Origin of the sequence: Paenibacillus sp. 598K (genome assembly GCF_003851045.1) — a bacterium.
In the GTDB taxonomy this organism is placed as follows: domain Bacteria; phylum Bacillota; class Bacilli; order Paenibacillales; family Paenibacillaceae; genus Paenibacillus_D.
Map to the genome: position 1 here is coordinate 49046 of NZ_BFBX01000005.1, position 17812 is coordinate 66857.

A 17812-nucleotide genomic window follows, 5' to 3' on the forward strand; every position below is an offset into this window, starting at 1 on the left:
CTTCTGGATGAGCGACGAGCCGATCAAGGCGCCGCAGCGGCCGCCCGGCATCGTCTGGCTGGATATCCCGCTGGCGCTGCCGGACCTGCTCGAGAGCGTCGGGCTGTGGCGGTCGATGACAGGACCGCTCCTGCCGACCGACGAGCGCGAGCTCGCGCTGCTCGCCGGCAAGTTCCGCTTCACGCCAGGCCAGATTCAGGCGACGGCGGCGTATGCGCTGCAGCTCTCGGACTGGAGGGAGGCGAGCGGCGAGGGCGGTACGGCGGGCGAGTGGCTGCAGACCGCCGCTTACAGTCTGCTGCGCCATCGGCTCAGCGACAAGGCAGTCAAGATGGAGTCGCGGCTGGATTGGGACGACCTTATCCTGCCGACAGAGGCGCTGCAACTGCTGCGGCAAGCCTGCAACCGGCTGGTGCATCGGCATACGGTGCTCAGCGAGTGGGGTTTTGACCGGCTCCTGCCCTACGGGCGCGGCATCAGCATGCTGTTCACCGGTCCGCCGGGGACAGGCAAGACGATGTCGGCGTCGGTCATGGCCAAGGCGGTGCGGGCCGAGCTGTACCGGATCGACCTCTCGCGGGTGGTCAGCAAGTACATCGGCGAGACCGAGAAAAACCTCGGCGAGATTTTCGAGCAGGCCGGACAGAGCGGCGCGATCCTGTTCTTCGACGAGGCGGATGCCTTGTTCGGCAAGCGCTCCGAGGTCAAGGACGCGCATGACAAGTACGCCAACATGGAGACCTCTTACCTGCTCCAGAAGATGGAGGAATACGACGGTCTGACCATCCTGGCGACCAACTTTGCGCAAAACCTCGACGACGCGTTCATGCGGCGGATTCAGTACATCATCCGCTTCCCGTTCCCGGACAGCGAGCATCGCCAGCGCCTGTGGCGCTCGGCGATCCCCGCCGCCATGCCAGCAGGGGAGATCGACTACGGCTTCCTCGGCGAGACGTTCGAGCTGACGGGCGGGCCGATCAAGAACATCGTCCTGACCGCGGCCTTCCTCGCCGCCGAGGCGGGGGAGCCGCTGACGATGCAGCGGCTGCTCGAGAGCGTCGTCCAGGAGTACAAGAAGACAGGCAAGCTGCTGATGAAGGACCGGTTCGGTCCATACGCGCAGTATTGGAAGGGGTGATCCGCCATGGCGGACTACAGCTTGATCGCGGATACCGGCCTGTCGCTGATCCGGATGCTGCGGGAAGGGCTCGTGCCCGACCTGGTGCCGCATACCGACGGGATCGGTCTGGCGCACCCGCAGGATAAGGGCGATATGAGCCTGAGCCTGTATCTGTACGACATCAAGGAGAATATGGACGCGCGCAGCAGCGAGATGGTCGATCAGGGCGATCGGCTCCGTTATCCTGCGCTGGCGCTGGATCTGTATTATCTCATCACCGCACATTCCAGCTCGGATGTGCTGACCAGAGCGATCGACGAGCAGCGGATCATCGGCAAGACGATGCAACTGCTGCACGATCATAATATATTGCAAGACGACGATCTGATGGGCGCCCTCCGGGGCAGCGGCACCACCATCCGCATCGTCAAGGAAGAGCTGCCGCTCGACACGCTGATGGGTCTGTTCCCGAATGGACCGTACAAGCTGTCGCTCGGCTGCAGGGTCGGACCGGTCTACCTGGATTCCACCCGCACCAAGCCGATCTCCCGCGTCCGCGAGCGTCAGTTCAACCTGAAGCCCAAGCCCAGGTGAGCGTCGCGCCCGCAGAGGGGAACAAGGCTGATTACGTAGCACTGATCGACGGCTTGATTCAAGCGCAAGTTCAGAACGGTCGTCTTGATTCCAAACGAACGTTTTGAACTGCCCCTTTACGGGCCCGATCTTGCATATTTTAAAGTTACGAAAGGAGGAACCGATTTCACGGTACGCGGCCAGTTTGCGTATTCTGTGGGTCGGGCGACAACAATGGCCGAATATTTTTCGCCAGGGGTTTATGTGGAGGAATTTGATAGTGCCGGGCAACCGCTCTCCGGCGTCAGCACCAGCGTCGCCGGCTTTCTCGGCGTAGCCGAGCGCGGACCGTCCGAAGGACTGCCCCAGTTGGTTACCAACATGAACGAGTTCCGTAAAACGTATGGCTCCTACCTGTCCGACAAGCAGTTCGGATCGTACCGCTACCTCGCGTATGCGGTGGAGCAGTTTTTTGTGAACGGGGGTTCCAGCGCCTACATCATGCGTGTCGTGCCTGCCGATGCAGCCGTCGCGGCAAGCGATGATCCGTTGTTTGCGATCGAGGCTCGCAACGCGGGCGCCTGGGGCAATCAGATCAAGATCGTCATCGAGTCGGCCAGCAAGGCCAAGACTCAGGTGTACGAAGTGCTCGGCGACAACAAATATCGGGTCAAAAACAGCGCAGGCTTTTATGCCGGCGATGCCATCAACTTCATCACGGGAGAGACGGTCGTATCCGCAAGCGTCGTCCAGGTGTTCGACAACATCATCGAGCTCGACGAGGCGCTCCCCGAGGATGCGGTAGACAATGGTCTGCTCCCGGTCAAGGTGCTCAGCACGGCAGAGTTCACTGTGCATGTGTCGTACGGCTCCGAGTCCGAGACGTTCGAGAACTGCTCGTTCAACTCCGGCGCGGCCAGCTATGTCGATACCAAGCTCGCCAAGTCCGAGCTGATCTCCGTGACGGCTGACGACAAGGCGAAGCTGAGCAAGCTGTTCAAAAAAGACGGCGCGCCGTACAGCATCGTCCTCTCGGGCGGCGCCGATGGCAGCCTGAGCGGCATCGACGCTTCCTCGTACATGGGCGAGGACAACGGCCCTGGCAAGCGGACCGGCATTCAGTCGTTCGTCGACAACGATCAGGTCAGCATCATGACGGTGCCGGGCGTTACTGATCCAGCCGTACAGCTCGCGCTCGTCGCGCATTGCGAGGGACTGGGCAGCCGCTTCGCCGTACTCGACATCCCGCGCGAGAAGACTAAGATCCAGGATGTGCTGACGCATCGCGAGCTGTTCGACTCGAGCTACGCGGCGCTGTACAACCCGTGGCTGCAAGTGTACGATCCGCTCGAGAAGCGCAATATCTTCGTACCGCCGTCCGGCTCGGTCGCCGGCGTATACGCTCGCAGCGACAGCACGCGCGGGGTCGAGAAGGCGCCTGCCAATGAAGTGATCCGCGGCGTCAGCGGTCTGGACGTCCAGTACAACCGGGGCGAGCAAGACGTGCTTAATCCGAAGGGCGTCAACCTGATCCGCAGCTTCTCCGGACAAGGCATCCGCATCTGGGGCGCGCGCACGACTTCCTCCAACGCGCTCTGGAAATACATCAACATCCGCCGACTGTTCATCTTCGTCGAGGAATCGATTAAGTCGGGCACCAACTGGGTCGTCTTCGAGCCCAACGACGAGCGGCTGTGGGCTCGCGTGCATCGCACGATCGACGCCTTCCTGACTCGCGTATGGCGCGGCGGCGCGCTGATGGGCTCGTCTCCGTCGGAGGCATTCTACATCGACATCAGCCGCAGCACGATGACCCAGGACGATATCGACAACGGTCGCCTCGTCTGCGTCATCGGCATCGCGCCGGTCAAGCCTGCCGAGTTCGTCGTCTTCCGCATCACGCAGAAAACCAACGAGCAATAACGCTGGCACGTAAACGAATCGCTGTACGCAAGTCTAAAGGCATGGCATCTATATATTAGGCGAAGGGAAGAAACAATATGGCGGGCGAACGCAATGATCCATATCGCAAGTTTAGGTTCCGGGTCGAGGTAGAGGGTATCGAGCAGGCGGGCTTCAGCGAAGTGTCCGGCTTCGATGCCTCACTCGATGTGGTCGAGTACCGGGAGGGCACGGACGTCATCACGCCGCGCAAGCTGCCGGGTTTGGCGAAGTATGGCAATATCTCGCTGAAATGGGGCGCTACTGACTCGATGGATCTGTTCGAGTGGATCCAGGAGTGCATCGTCGAGGGTACGATCGAGCGCAAGACGGTCACCATCATCGGCATCAATGAGGAAGGCGAGGACGTCGCGACCTGGCAGGTCATCGAAGCCTGGCCAACCAAGTACACCGCACCGGACTTCAACGCAACAGCCTCTGAAGTGGCAATCGAGCTGCTCGAGCTCGCCCACGAAGGCATGCTGCGCACCCAGTAACCATAAGCAAGCTGGGCGCATGACGCTGCGTCGAATGGGGCGTAAGCGCGCCAACCGCACGGCGTCCTCGCCGCTGGTGGCGCGGAGCGCCGTGCGAATGATGCGGCGGCGAATGGGGCGTAAGCGGGTGACTTGCGCAAGTGTGGCTAAGCGCGCATGCGGAATGTCGCGGCTGTCGGTTGCAAAGACCGCAAGTCGCGACATCTGCCTGCTATCCAGCACTACTTACAAGTTACTAGTCAGAGCAGCCCTGCTCCAATCATCCCAATGCTACACTTGAGGGCGGGCGAGAATGGCTAACTGCAAAAGTACATTTATTTTTGCTCTAAATGGTGTTTTTGGCTGAAGTAACTGCAAAAGCGCAGTTATTTCAGCAAACATCGGACAATTGTAGGATCCTCGGCCAATTTAACTGCACAATTGCAGTTATTAGTGTGGTTCAACCGATAATATCGATTTTTAAAGGTATTTTTGCAGTTAAGGCACAGCAGCAAATAAAGCTGCAGCAGCAAGTGTTGATCGCTACGATTGACAAGGAAACGTGGTGATTACGGATCAAGACAAAGCTAACGCGCAGGTGTGAGACTGTCGTCGACCTTGTCGCAGGTGCAAGAAATAGGCCGAATTTAATGCAATTACACGCTATTACCCCAGGCTCACAGCTATGAAACATACCAATCATCATAGCTCGGGTCGTTGATGAGCGGCCCCTTAGACTGACGTCATGCGGTAATCACATCGCTGCTCAAGAGCTGTGCACGGTACGGTTGGTTAATCAGGGACGGGGCAATTGCAGCCTATGCAGCATGTCTGATTTGCGCTTGCAACACAGGTTTGTTTTTAACAGATAGACAGTCTCAGATGTGCTCGTTGGACAACGGGGCGTCACATTCAACCCACCCATACAAACAACGACGAAAGCGAGTCAGTCAGCAACGGCTGGCAACGGACGCTTCATCTTGAAAGGAGCAGTTTAGTATGTCTTTCAGAACCGAGTATGAATTCGAGCTTCCCCGGGGGTATGTCGATGAAAATGGCAACCTGCATCGCCGGGGCGTGATGCGTCTGGCTACAGCGGCTGACGAGATTTTGCCGATGCGCGATCCGCGCGTGCAGCAAAATCCCGGCTACCTGACGATTATATTGCTGGCGCGAGTCATCACCAAGCTGGGCGATCTGCGCGCCGTCGATACTAAGACGATCGAGAAGCTGTTTACGGCCGATCTGGCTTTCCTGCAAAACTTCTATCGTGAGATTAACGAGACCGAGCAATTGACCGTCAAGGCGATCTGTCCCAAATGCGATCATGAGCATGAGGTGGATGTGTCTTTTTTGCAACCGGCGGGGGAAGTCTGAAGCTCTATCCGGAGGATCGGCTTTACGAGGAGACCGGGTTTATCGCTTATTACTTCCATTGGCCGCATGACGAGATCATGAATATGGAGCATAAGGAGCGCCGCCGCTGGTGCGAGGAGATCTCGCGCATCAATCGCAAGATGAACGACGAGCCGGAGCGCAAAAACGTGTTTGATTTCTAAAAGCAGGGAATATCCGGGCAACGCTCGGGCTTCGTGCAGAAAGCGCCGGTATCGCGGGACGGAGGAGCAGCATGGCTAGTCGTAATTCGCAACAACGTTCGCATGTCGTCGGGGCGTACAGGTTTATGGTGGAGCTGGATGGCATGCTGGTCGCGGGCTTCTCCGAGGTGAGCGGCCTGTCGGTGGAGACGGAGGTGTACGAGCATGCCGAGGGCGGGCTCAATCAATATGTGCATCGCCTGCCTGGGCGCACCCGTCTGACGCCGCTAGTGCTGCGCCGGGGGATGACGCTCACCAACGAGCTGTGGAGCTGGTACAGTCAGGTGCTGCAGGGCAAAATCGTACGCAAGAGCGGCTCGGTTATCTTGTATGATGAGCTGGAGCAGGAGTTTCGTCGTTGGAACTTCTATGAAGCCTACCCGACCAAATGGTCGGGACCGGACTTCAACGCCTCCAGCAGCGAGGTGGCGATCGAGTCGATCGAGCTGACGCACAACGGCTTCAAGGTATTGTAGACGGCCGAGCGTCGTGAAGAGAAAGGGGGAGAAGAGGATGAAGCAACAGCAACCGCCGGCGTTGCTCGGGAGCATCTCGCTTGTCGACAGCCAGTTCGCAAGCCGTCTGACGAGTAAATATGGCTGGTTGGTGGGCCGCTCCGTGCATCGGGCCGGCTTCATCTATCTGACCCCATCCGGCCGCCGGGCCTCGGCGGGCTCGGGGCGAGATCTGCATATTCGAGTCCAGCGCAACTATGCAAGCTACTATCTGAAGCTGCTGCAGACGTTCCAGCTCGAGGCGCCGACTACTGTGCCGAGGGCGACCGGCGATCGGGAGCAGCGTCGCGCACTCCAGGCAAAGGCTGAGGCAGTGCCCGATCGTCCGGCGACTGCGGGTCGCGTTACGACTCAGTTGGAGACGCAGGCGGGGAAGCGAGCGCTGCTGGAGCTCGAATCGCTGAAGCGGACGGTGCGTAAGCTGACAGCAGCGACGGCGCGTCTGGAGCCGTTAAAGCGTGCTAGCCGCCGCAACGAAGACCGGCTCGCGCCGACTAAGGCCGCGCCTGCCCCTACTTCCGCAGCGGCTCCAGATCGACACGCAAGTCTAGCGGGTCCCGACAGACGGGCTAGTGCAGCGGAGGTTGCGTCGGCTCGGTCCGTTACGGCATCGGGGTCTTTGACAAGCCCTCCTGAAGGGCAACGCCAGGATCGTGCTTCGCGTCCGTCGGAGCGGCTGGTCCATCTGGTTGAGCGGACCATCCGTGTACAGGATGAGCAGATCGCTCGTATGCAGACGTGGAAAAAGAGGCTGGCGGACGCGGGCAGGGCGAACGCCCCTTACAGCCAGCCATCTTCGGCCCAGGCGAGCGTTGGACAAAGAAACCCAGGTCGCGGCGGACAAGCAGCTGACAGCTCTGCATCGGGCAGGTTATCTACAGGAGAAGAGTTTGTTCGCCGAGGCAGATTGTTGCCTGGACGCACAGCGTCAGATCGCCAGGCGAGGAGCGACGATGCCGCTGGAGAGGATGGACTGCCGTTGCCTCGCAGCGCCCGTAGCGTCGTTGACGTCAGACGGCGGGGATCGCAATCGACCAGCGCCATTGCAGGTCAAAGCGGCCATAGCGCTCGTGCGGCGTCGGAGCTTGAAGATGCGGAGCAGCGGAAACGGTCGACAACCGAGTCCGGCACCGCAGGTCAAAGCGGCCGCAGCGCTCGTCCGGCGTCGGAGCTTGAAGATGCGGAGCGGCGGAAGCGGCCGACAACCGAGTCCGGCATCGCTGGTCAGAATGGCCATAGCGGTCGTTTGGCACCGGATGGCAGCGAGGATCGCTCGGGCCGATCGGCAATAGCATTCGGTCCTGTAGGCCAGAGTGGCCGTAGCGCTCATCCGGCATCAAAGGGCGACGGCGCGAGACAGCCGAGTCTTCTGACGCCGGGAACGATTACGTCCGGCGCGGAGGTTATCCGCCGCACAGGCGTGCAGCCATACGGCCGCATGTCGGCGCTGGTACATCGGCGCGACCTGAGGCTATCTGCGTGGCCGCGCCGCAAGGCAGGGCTCGCTGACAGTCGTTTTGACCGGGGCGATGGCGCTCCTTCGCATGCGCTGCAAGCGCGCCGGGCGTCGCTGCCTGTCAGCAACGCGGCCCAGGCTGGCAGACAGGGTGAAGAACCGAGCGCTTCCGAGCACAGGGCTGGCGACATCTTAGGCAAGCTTGGCGAGGCTGCACCGAGTCAACTGACGGAGCGCTCCATTGCTTCTGCCAATATACGAGTCGCGGGTCGTCTCCCGGCGAGCCATGCCCGTTCGGCTGGCTTGGCTGATAGTATCCGCTCCAGACTTCAAGCCAGCCCGTTGACGGCCTCGATCCGCATCACATCGCTTCCCTTGCGTACACGGCTCGCAGCCGACCTAGACTCTGCTAAGAAGAGTACATCGATTGCGGCTTCCAAGCGCGGGGCGTCGGACGGCTCCAGGAGGCAACTGGCGATGCTGATCTATACCGCGCGTGGCAAGCAGTCCGCCTCCGGCGCAAAGTCCGGAGAGCGGTTAGACCCATCGAACAACAACTTAGCATCCGGTCGGACAAGCAAGCACAGCGAGCCGCATTCGCAAGGTACGGCAGGCAAAAGCGCTACCCCTTCGGGTAGGCAAAGTGCGCTTGGCGGTATATGGCTGTCGAGTGGGGTTAACTCACGCAATGATGCGCGATCATCCGGGTTAACGAGCGCTGGTGGTGTGCAACAGGCCGGCACGACTGGCCCGCGCAGCACGACTTCTTCAATTGGTGTATCGAATGCAGAGGACGACACGCGGCGGACAGGCACTCGCGGTTCGTACAATAGTGATTCGTCTCCGGGCGGAACAGGCGCAGGCAGCGATGGCGCTCTGTTAGAGAATAACGTCGACGGGATTGCCAGACCTGCTGCCGATAGACGCAGGACCGCTGAGGCCTTGCCAGCCACCGACAGCGCATCGCGGAACGCCTCATCCAACGAAGACGAACAGTCGGTACGTTCGAGAAGCAATGCGCCGCAAGCACAGCTGTCGACCGAGCTGGCGAACGTGAAGGGTATGCTCGTCAGTGGCAGCGCCCGTATCCGGGACTGGCGCATCCGCACAGCTGCGGGCGATGCCTCGGGGCCGCGCCTGATCGGAGGCCCGCTCTCTCACGTGCATGCGAAGCACGCGGTGGGACGCAACGTCCTGCTGCGGCGTCTGCAAGCAGGCGGACTGCAGGGGGGGACCGAGAACTCGCGCTCTGCTGGCTCGCAGACGGACAGAGGTCCGCTGCCGTCGAACCGCGCATCGCTTGGCGAGTCTGCGACTCATGTCTACATCGCGGCCAGAGGTGCGCTGCGCATCACTCACCGGCGTTCGGTCAGCACTCCCACAGGCACCGGCAGGTCGGCGGGCACGGCTGCGACGACGAACTCGGGCGAGAGCTTGGCGGAGCGCTTGCCTGCTGAATCTGCGCTGCACAGCGCATCTGCATCGGCTGGCGGGGCTCGTCCCGCTAACGTCAGATCGATGGGTGCCGTTGCGTCGGCCGGGAGCAGCATCCATCCGCAACCGCGAGTCCCGGGTCGCCGCGCAGCGACTGTCAGCCTGACGATAGGGTCGACGCATATCGCGACCGTTGTCGGGCAACAGGAGGCCCGGCCGCAGACAGCAGGGTCGCACCGTCTCCGGTTGTCAATGTCTGGGGACAGTCGCTCCGGGCGCGAGCTGCTTAGTCTGCCGCATGCGGATCGATATCGGCTGATGACGACAGTGGAGTCGATCGGACGATTGCCGTTCGACGAGCTGTCAGCGCCGGGCGATAGCCGGCTAGGAGCTCCGCTGTTGCTCCGTGCCTCGCTGGCCGAACGGCTCATCCACAAGCTCGATCGCATCGCCAGCGCGAGCCGCGCGAGTAGCGCGAGTAGTGCTGCACCATTCGCCTCTGGCGGAGCGGGAGCAAGCGCGGGTAGAGCCAGCGCGCGTCCGTCTTCCCGAGTCGTCGCACGCACGGGACGCGCAACGGCTGACGGAGCGGATACGACGAGCGGTCCGGACAGCGGCAGCCTCTCGGCAGACGCTGGTCGCGCCGCTGGCGCATCTGGCGCTGTGCAGGCTGGCAAAGCAACGTCCGCTGCGGCGCTCTCCACGTCCGCGACCGCGCGCGCCGAGACGACTGCGACTCGCGCTCCGGCAGCCTTGATTGCCCGCAGCGCGAGCGTGACAGGCGATCGCCGGGCAAGTCGACTGGCCGCCTCCCTCGCGCTTGTGGCGGCGCGTCTGGCACGATGGCAGGCGCCGCGTACGATAGCTGTAACGCGATCTACTCGAGCTGACGCGAACTCCGTATCCACGCCGCCCGGAGCTGCGGGACAGCCTGGAGTGCCAGCTCAGACCCGGCGTCCCGTCTTGCCGGTGACCGTCCATCTCGCAGGGCGTCGCTCAGCCTCATCGCTCGCCGCTACGTCTGCGTCAGCCTCCGCCGTGTCGCTCCCGGACCTTGAGGATGCCTCTGCGCTGTCATCGTCGACGCATGTCCAGACGCCAACGACAGCCGAGGTCTTGCGACAGCCTCAGACACCGCCGCGCGCTGCCTTGCAGTTGCTGCGCCGCAGCTCCCTGCTGCCGCCCGGCCAGACAGCCGCCGCCTTGACAGGCGCGCGCCGTCGTCCGGCGGCGCTGCTGTCCGGCCGAGCGGCAGCTACACTGACGACTGCTCACCGACGTCCCGGACAGCCGTCGGGTCGGAGCACCGTCGCAGCGTCGACAGCTGCACGTCTCCGGATCGGAACGATCGCCCTGACACCGCGTCTGCTCTCATCGGCTCGCCTGACGTCGCTGACAGCAGCAGCTATGACACAGGCAGCAGCCGGGATAGAGCCCGAGGCAGTCAACGACGTACAACTCGCGCCGCTCCATGTCGGCCCGCCGCCCCCATCCGGGCGAGCGAGCGGCCCGCCCCGGCTTACGGCCGGACGGCCGATGACACGCGCTGCACAGTCGCCGTCGTTGCAGCATAAGACTGCGCCGTCTGAACGACCCGGCTCGGCTATCGACGCTGGCTCGATCGCTCGTCAGCCTCGCCCCGCGCCCCGGCCAGTGCCGATGGAGCTGGCGATGCGCAGTCGCGTCGGCGCCGGTGCGCAGCAGGCACAGGAGCGCGCGATTCACAAGTCGCTGACGCGACTCGAGAGCGAGCTGAAGGAGCTGCGAACCCAGCCGAGCGCGGCTGCGCTGGACGTGCGCGCCGTCACCGACCAGATGTATCGGGAGATCACCCGCCGCATGCGCTTCGAGCAGCAGCGCCGAGGGTTGTAGCGTATCGCGCGCAGTACGGAGGGTCAGCGAAGGCCACCGGGTGGCCGACGATCGGACTAACTCTACAAACAGGGGAGGGAAGTTATTATGGCGCTGAAGAAGGCACTAATCATGATCGAGCGGGGCTCGAGCTCCGAGCGGGTCGAGGTGCTGTTTAACCCGAGCGAATACCATCTGGAATCGTCCAATAGCTACTCGTGGCAGACGATCCCCGGCTTGTCCCAGCCGATCGCCCAGTTCGTCAGCGGCGAAGCGACGACGCTGTCGATGGATCTGTTTTTCGATACATACGAGGCAGGCAAGGACGTGCGCACGCATACGGCGAAAATTACCGGACTGCTCGATGTCGACAAGGACCTGCACGCTCCGCCGCTCTGCAAGTTCATCTGGGGCTCGCTGCAGTTCCGCGGCGTGGCGGAGAAGGTGTCGCAAAACTTCACGATGTTCCTCGACTCCGGCATCCCGGTGCGGGCGACGCTCAACGTCAGCTTCAAGGCGGTGCAGAGCATCCAGGATCAGTTCAAGCAGATCCCCCGCCAATCTGCCGACCGCACCAAGCAGCGCACGATCAGGCAGGGCGAGCAGCTGTGGCAGATCGCGGCCGAGGAGTACGAGGACCCGGGACTGTGGCGAGAGATCGCCCGTGCCAACAGCATCGGCGACCCGAAGCGGCTGGAGCCGGGCAGCGTGATCAAAATCCCTCGTTTGTACGGATAGGAAGAGGAATGCGATGAGCAACATCAAGCTGAACAGCGACAAGTTTACCTTTGACGCGCTCGAAACTAAATACCGCAACTTCATCGCGCCCGGCTTTAAGCTGTTCATCAACAACAAGGACGCCGTGCGCGAGGGGATGGCGATTACCGAGGTGCAGGTGGAGACGACAACGTCCCCTGCCGCCGATACGGTCAGCTTCGTCGTCGCCAATGCGTACGATCCGGTCAGCCGCGATTTCCAGTGGCTCGATCAGCTGCTCGTGCCGGGCAAGCCGCTGGAGGTGCATCTCGGCTATACGGACCGGCTGGAGCCGATCTTCTTCGGCTATGTGACGGCGGTCAACATCGACTTCTCCAGCGGCGAGGCCCCGACGATCGGCGTCACCGGCATGGATCTGTCGTTCAAGATGATGCGCGGCAGCAAAGCCGAGACATGGGCCAACAAAAAAATTACCGACGTCGCCAAGGAGATCGGCCAGACGCATGGCGCGACCAGCTTCGTCATCGATGCGACGACGGACACCGTGACGAGCTTGCCCAAAAAGCCGGTGAACGACTACCAGTTTTTGCTGGGCCTGGCGAGAGGTCTGAACTATGAGTTTTTCGTCGTCGGCAAGACGATGTATTTCCGCAAAAAAAACCAGCAGAAGACGCCGCTCATGACGCTCTCCTGGGGCAAGCATCTGTCGCGCGTCCATCTGGAGCAAAATCTCGCCGATCAGGTCACCGAAGTGAAGGTGCGCGGCTGGGACCCGAAGACGCAAAAGGTGATCGAGGGCGCTTCGTCTTCGGTGAACAAGGTCGGCTCCGGCACGCGGACGGGCGCCGATCTGCTCAAGACGATGGGCAGCTTCGAGGAAACCTTGTATCTGAACGTGACGGATGCCCAGGAGGCCAAGCAGAAGGCCGAGGCGGTCATGAACGAGCGCGCGATGCAACTGGTGAGCGGCAATGCCGAGTGCATCGGACTGCCGGAGCTGCGCGCCGGCCGCTACATCAAGCTGGACGGACTCGGCCAGCGGCTCAACCAGACGTATTATATCCAGAGCGCCTCCCACGCGATCGACAGCTCGGGGTACAAGACGCGCTTCAACATCCAAGGAAATGTGGTGTAGCGATGTATGACTCCTTCTCCAATATGAACGAGCAGCTGATGGGCGTCGTGCACGGCGTCTACGTAGGTGTCGTGACGAACAACAACGACCCGGAGAAGCTGGGCAGGGTCAAGGTGAAAATCCCTGTCATCGACGACGCCAACGCGCTCGACTGGGCTCGCGTGACGACGATGATGGCCGGCGGCAAGCGGGGCATGTTTTTTGTACCGGAGGTGGGGGACGAGGTGTTGATCGCCTTTCAGATGGGGGACATCGGCCAGCCGATCGTCATCGGCAGTCTCTGGAACAGCAAGGCCAAGCCGCCGCATGATATGGACGACAAAAACAATATTCGCAAAATGACCTCGCGCGCCGGGCACCAGATCGAATTCGACGATACGGACAATGCCGGACAGATCCGGGTCAAGACGAACAAGGGCCAGCATCTGACGCTGAACGACAAGGCCAATACGATCGAGCTGAACGACAAGGACGGCCAGGTCACGGTGACGATCAAGGGCGGCAGTCAGGTGGAAATCAAGGCGGGGACCAACAAGATTACGCTGACCAAGCAGGGCGATGTCAAGATCGAGAGCCAAAAGGCCGTGACGATCAAGTCGACCCAGGTGACGCTGGAGGCGACGGCGGCGCTCAAGCTCAAGGGAGGCGCTTCGCTCGATCTGCAGTCGGACGGTCTCGTCAACATCAAGGGCTCGATGGTCAAGATCAACTAGGGTGTTGGGTCGGACGATAGACGAGGAGGAAGGACAATGTCCAAAGCATTTCTGGGGAAGGGCTGGAAATTCCCGATCGAGGTCGATCCGGCGACAGGCCGCATCCGGCAGGTGCAGCACGAGGAGGATATCGCCGAGGCAATCCGCATTATCATCTGGACGCCCAAGGGCGAGCGGATCATGCGGCCAGACTACGGCTGCGGGATCGAGCGCTACCTGTTCGAGGGCAATGACGATGCGACGCTGCATCTGATCGAGGCCGAGATCCGCGAGGCGATCCAGCGCTGGGAGCCGCGCGTGCATGAGGTGGAGGTGCGCGTGGAGCGGGACGCGGCGACGCCGGAGAAGCTGCTGATCCACGTTCAGTACGAGGTCCGGCATACGAACAATCTGTACAACCAGGTCTATCCGTTCTATTTATTCGAGGGATCAAACTAACGAGTCGGGGAGAATGGCATGAAGGAGCAACGCATGGGAGGGACGCTGGAGCAGTCCTACCCGGTTATCGATACGCGAGAGCAGCAGCAGCTCATTGAACAACTAAAAAAAATGGCGCCCTTCTATGCGCCCGAATGGCGGTTCAGTCCCGAGGACCCGGACCCCGGCACGGCGCTTGCGCTCATGTTCGCGCATCTGCTGGAGGGCAATATCCGGCGGCTCAATCAGGTGCCCTTCAAGAGCTTCCTGGCCTTTCTCAATCAGTTTCATGTCGAGCTGGCCCCGGCTCGACCGGCGCTGGCCCAGGTTACATTCTACCTGAGCGAGGGCACCGTGGACCCGGTCGTCGTGGAGCGCGGGACGCAGCTGGCGGCCCAACTGCCCGGCGACCCCGAGCCGGTCGTGTTCGAGACGGCGCAGACGCTGTTGCTGACGACGGCACGGCTGCTCGACCTGCTCGCCATTAGTCCGCGCAGCGACCGGATCGTGCGGCTGGCCGGGGAGGGCGAGCTCGGCGCTCTGTCGTCTGCCGGCCAGGGGACGGCGCTGTTCGGCAGCGAAGGCCGCAATGAGCAGGAGCATGTCTTGTACATTCGCCATGACTTCCTGTTCTGGCTGGAGCACCCTGCTTATATCGAGATCCGCTTCCAGAACACGCAGCACGCCGCCGCGGTTGTCGAGTCGGTGACGAAGCTCGCCGATCCCGCCAAGGTGGTCTGGGAGTATCTGGGCGAACAAGGCTGGACGGCCTTTGACCGGGTGCACCGGCACGAAGCGACGATCCGACTGATCAAGCTGTACCATGGCCGGCTGCTGGAATCCGCGATGGGCGAGGCGGACGGCCGCTGGATTCGTTGCCGGGCGCTCTCGCTTCATGAGCGCGAGGGCGATCCGGGACTGGGACGGATGCAGTTCAACGGGATGCTGCTCAGCAGCAACTTTGCTGCCGCCAGCGATAGCGCGGGAATCGTGCCGAGCCGTCTTTACTTCAACGACATGCAGCTCGATGCGGCCCACGGCTGTCAGCCGTTCGGCACGTATTTCGCCCCCTTCGGGCTGTTTTACATCGCCGGTACAGAGCCATTCTCCAAGCGGGGGGCGGCCGTGACGCTGTCCTTCCGGCTGGGGTTCGCGCCGACGCGGCTGATGCCCGAGCGGCCGCCGCAGATCAACTGGAAGATGGTCATGAAGCGGCAGGAGGTCGACAAGATCGAGGAGCCCGATCCGGTGACGATTACGACGGTCGCCTGGGAGTATTGGAACGGCTACGCCTGGATCATCCTGCCGGTAGAGGATAGCGCGCGTCATCTGTTCAGCGAGCCCTGGGAAGGGGAGGAGGAGCGGTCGGTGACGTTCCGCTGTCCCGTCGATCTCGAGCCGATCGTCGTCAATGCCGAGGAGAACTTCTGGATCCGGGCGAGGATCGTCCACATTCATAACGCGTACTCTCCCAATGCAATCTATTACACTCCGGTCCTCTCCGACCTGCGCATCCGTTACGGGTACGAGACGCCGCTTCATGCGCCGCAGACGCTGCTGACGGTCAATAATCTCGAGGTCGCCGACCGGACGAACGAGGCGCAGACCGGCAGCGACGTCTTCCGTCCGTTCGTGGCGCTCGAGGGGCGGCATCCTGCCGTCTGGCTTGGCTTTGACGCGCCGCCCGAGCGCGGTCCGATCCAGCTCTACGTGTTGCTGAAGCAGCGGCATGTGACGAGCGAGGATGTGCCGTTTATGGAATGGCAGTATTTGCGCAGCGTCGGCGGCTCGCCGGTCTGGTCGCCGCTGGTCGTCGCCGACGACACCAACGGGCTGACGCGCAGCGGCTATATCCAGTTTGCCGGGCCGCGAGATTTTGCGATGGAGACGCGCTTCGGCAGAGCGCGCTGCTGGATCCGCGTCGTCAACCTTGATGCTCGCTACGAGCGGGAGACCGATGGACGGAGACTGCCCCGCATCCTCGACGCCTCGCTCAACACGACGATGGTCGTGCAGCAGAAGAAGCTGACCGACGAGTTCCCGGCGCGCGTCGAGCATTACGATACGCTCGATGACGAGCTGACCGAATATTATCAGCTGTCAGAGACGCCGGTGCTGGGGATCGGGGTGTGGGTGGATGAGACGGATACGCTGACGCCGGAGGAGCTGGCCCGTCTCACAGCTGTGCGGCCGGAGGCCGTCGAGACGGTGCGCGACTCGGCCGGGGAGCTGATGAAGGCTTGGGTACGGTATGAGGAGGTGTCGCAGTTCCTCCGCTCGGAGCATGGCGACAGACACTTCATGATCGACCGCGCCTCGGGCAGACTGCGGATGCTCCGGGGCGGCCGCAGCCATCCGCGCAACCGGCGCGCCAGCGAGGATGCGGTGCGCGTCACGTACACGAGCGGCGGCGGCCATCGCGGCAATGTCCCGGCCGGGACGATCACCTCCCTGCAGAGCGCGCTCGCTTTCGTCGAGCGGGCGGTCAATCGCTTCCCGGCGGCCGGGGGCTGCGATGCCGGCACGCTGGAGGAGGCGACGGTGCGCGGACCGAAGCTGTTCACGCATCGCAACCGTGCGGTGACGGCGGGCGACTTTGAGTGGCTGGCGCGCGAGGCCCATCCCAATGTCGCCAAGGTGAAGTGTCTGCCCGGCCGCAATGTCCGGATGGAGCGAGCGCCGGGCGCGGTGTCGATCGTCGTCCTGCCCAAGTCGGGGATCGGCGACGGCGCGCACTTCCAGGAGCTGAAGCGGACGATCGAGCGCTACCTGCTGGAGCGGGCGGCGTCGACGCTGGCCTTCCCCGGCGGCGTCCAGGTGATGGAGCCGGCGCTGCTGCAGATCGGCGTCAAGGCGACGGTGTGGGTGCGGAGCATGGAGGAGATCGTGCCGACCGAGCGGGCGATCCTGGCCAAGCTGCGGGTCTTCCTCGACCCGATCCGGGGCAACGGCGACGGCAAGGGCTGGAATATCGGGCAGATCGTGCATCAGTCGATGTTCTACGCGCTGCTCAAGTCGATCGGACCGGTCATCCATATCCCGCAGCTGCTGATCGAGGCGATCAAGCTGGAGAATGGCGACGCGGAGGAGATCAGCCCAGACCGGCTGTCGTCGATCCTGCACGGCGTCGTCGTCGGCGGCGAGCATCGCATCAATGTCGAAGTAAAGCAATAGACAGTAACGGATACCGAAAGGAGGCGCAGCTATGCTGCCATTACCGAATCTCGACGACCGCAGCTTCGAGGAGTTGGTCCGGGAAGCGCGCGATCTGATCCCCGGCATCCTGGCCGAGTGGACCGATGAGAATGCGCATGATCCGGGCATTACGCTGCTGGAGATGCTGGCCTGGCATATCGAGATGCAGCAGTACAGTCTGGATCGTCTGACGGCAGGCCATGAGCGCAAATTTCTGAAGCTGCTCGGCGAGCGGCCGCGCGACCGCGTGCCGGCGATGACCTCGCTTAGCTTCGCCAATGCGGCGACGCCGATCCTGCTGCCGACCGGCACCCTGCTGCAGGTCGGGGAGCTGCCCTTCGAGACGATCCGTCCGGTGACGGTGCTGCCGGATATGCTGAGGCAGGTATATGTACATACGTCCGAGGGCGAGCTGGCGGTCACTGACGATCTGGAGCTGGGCAGCGCGCCCTTCTATCCGTTCGGCGAACAGGGAGAGCTCGGGGCCAGCATGTCGATCGTCTTCGGCGAGCCGCTGCCGCAGCAGACGCCCTTGTCGCTCTGGTTTGAGCTGACTGATCAGGAGCCGGCGGTACGGATCCCGGCGCGCTATCGCGACTTCGTCCCGTCGAGCACAACCGTGTGGAGCTTCTGGCTGGAGCAGGAGGACGGCAGCGGCAGCTGGGAGCCGC

The 17812-nt window shown here is 62.3% G+C and carries 13 protein-coding genes and 1 pseudogene; all 14 read left to right on the forward strand.

Annotated elements, in window-relative coordinates; translation table 11 throughout:
* Positions 1–1138, forward strand: a 1138-nt coding sequence (locus PA598K_RS02460) for an ATP-binding protein (RefSeq protein ID WP_185601459.1), incomplete at its 5' end; no start/stop codon positions are given.
* A 6-nt stretch (positions 1139–1144) separates the two neighbouring features.
* The gene (locus PA598K_RS02465; protein ID WP_128655330.1) at positions 1145–1714 is read left to right on the forward strand and encodes a DUF4255 domain-containing protein; all 570 of its coding nucleotides are present in this window, start codon (positions 1145–1147) and stop codon (positions 1712–1714) included.
* 243 nt (positions 1715–1957) lie between these two features.
* Complete coding sequence (locus tag PA598K_RS02470) at positions 1958–3616, forward strand: phage tail sheath family protein (protein ID WP_260405232.1); 1659 nt, start codon at positions 1958–1960, stop codon at positions 3614–3616.
* Between the two features lie 77 nt (positions 3617–3693).
* Complete coding sequence (locus PA598K_RS02475) at positions 3694–4131, forward strand: phage tail protein (RefSeq protein WP_128655332.1); 438 nt, start codon at positions 3694–3696, stop codon at positions 4129–4131.
* A gap of 978 nt (positions 4132–5109) precedes the next feature.
* Positions 5110–5487, forward strand: coding sequence for a phage tail assembly protein (locus tag PA598K_RS02480; protein ID WP_128655333.1), 378 nt, complete (start codon positions 5110–5112; stop codon positions 5485–5487).
* Complete coding sequence (locus PA598K_RS38850) at positions 5484–5669, forward strand: DUF6760 family protein (protein ID WP_128655334.1); 186 nt, start codon at positions 5484–5486, stop codon at positions 5667–5669. Before PA598K_RS02480 ends, PA598K_RS38850 begins: the two co-directional genes overlap by 4 nt.
* 71 nt (positions 5670–5740) lie before the next feature.
* Positions 5741–6184, forward strand: a complete 444-nt coding sequence (locus tag PA598K_RS02490) for a phage tail protein (RefSeq protein ID WP_128655335.1) — start codon at positions 5741–5743, stop codon at positions 6182–6184.
* A 37-nt stretch (positions 6185–6221) separates the two neighbouring features.
* Positions 6222–10985 carry a hypothetical protein gene (locus PA598K_RS02495; RefSeq protein WP_128655336.1) on the forward strand — a complete coding sequence of 1588 codons (4764 nt, stop codon included), beginning with the start codon at positions 6222–6224 and terminating at the stop codon, positions 10983–10985.
* Positions 10986–11072: 87 nt separating this feature from the next.
* The gene (locus PA598K_RS02500) at positions 11073–11702 is read left to right on the forward strand and encodes a CIS tube protein (protein ID WP_128655337.1); all 630 of its coding nucleotides are present in this window, start codon (positions 11073–11075) and stop codon (positions 11700–11702) included.
* Between the two features lie 13 nt (positions 11703–11715).
* Positions 11716–12816, forward strand: coding sequence for a phage late control D family protein (locus tag PA598K_RS02505; protein WP_128655338.1), 1101 nt, complete (start codon positions 11716–11718; stop codon positions 12814–12816).
* Between the two features lie 2 nt (positions 12817–12818).
* Positions 12819–13529, forward strand: coding sequence for a phage baseplate assembly protein V (locus PA598K_RS02510; protein WP_128655339.1), 711 nt, complete (start codon positions 12819–12821; stop codon positions 13527–13529).
* 36 nt (positions 13530–13565) lie between these two features.
* Positions 13566–13967, forward strand: coding sequence for a GPW/gp25 family protein (locus tag PA598K_RS02515; protein ID WP_128655340.1), 402 nt, complete (start codon positions 13566–13568; stop codon positions 13965–13967).
* Positions 13968–13985: 18 nt separating this feature from the next.
* Positions 13986–17120 (forward strand): baseplate J/gp47 family protein, encoded by a 3135-nt coding sequence (locus PA598K_RS02520; protein ID WP_128655341.1) that lies wholly within the window; start codon positions 13986–13988, stop codon positions 17118–17120.
* A gap of 31 nt (positions 17121–17151) precedes the next feature.
* Positions 17152–17812 (forward strand): annotated as a pseudogene (locus PA598K_RS35895) (hypothetical protein); the annotation flags it as partial.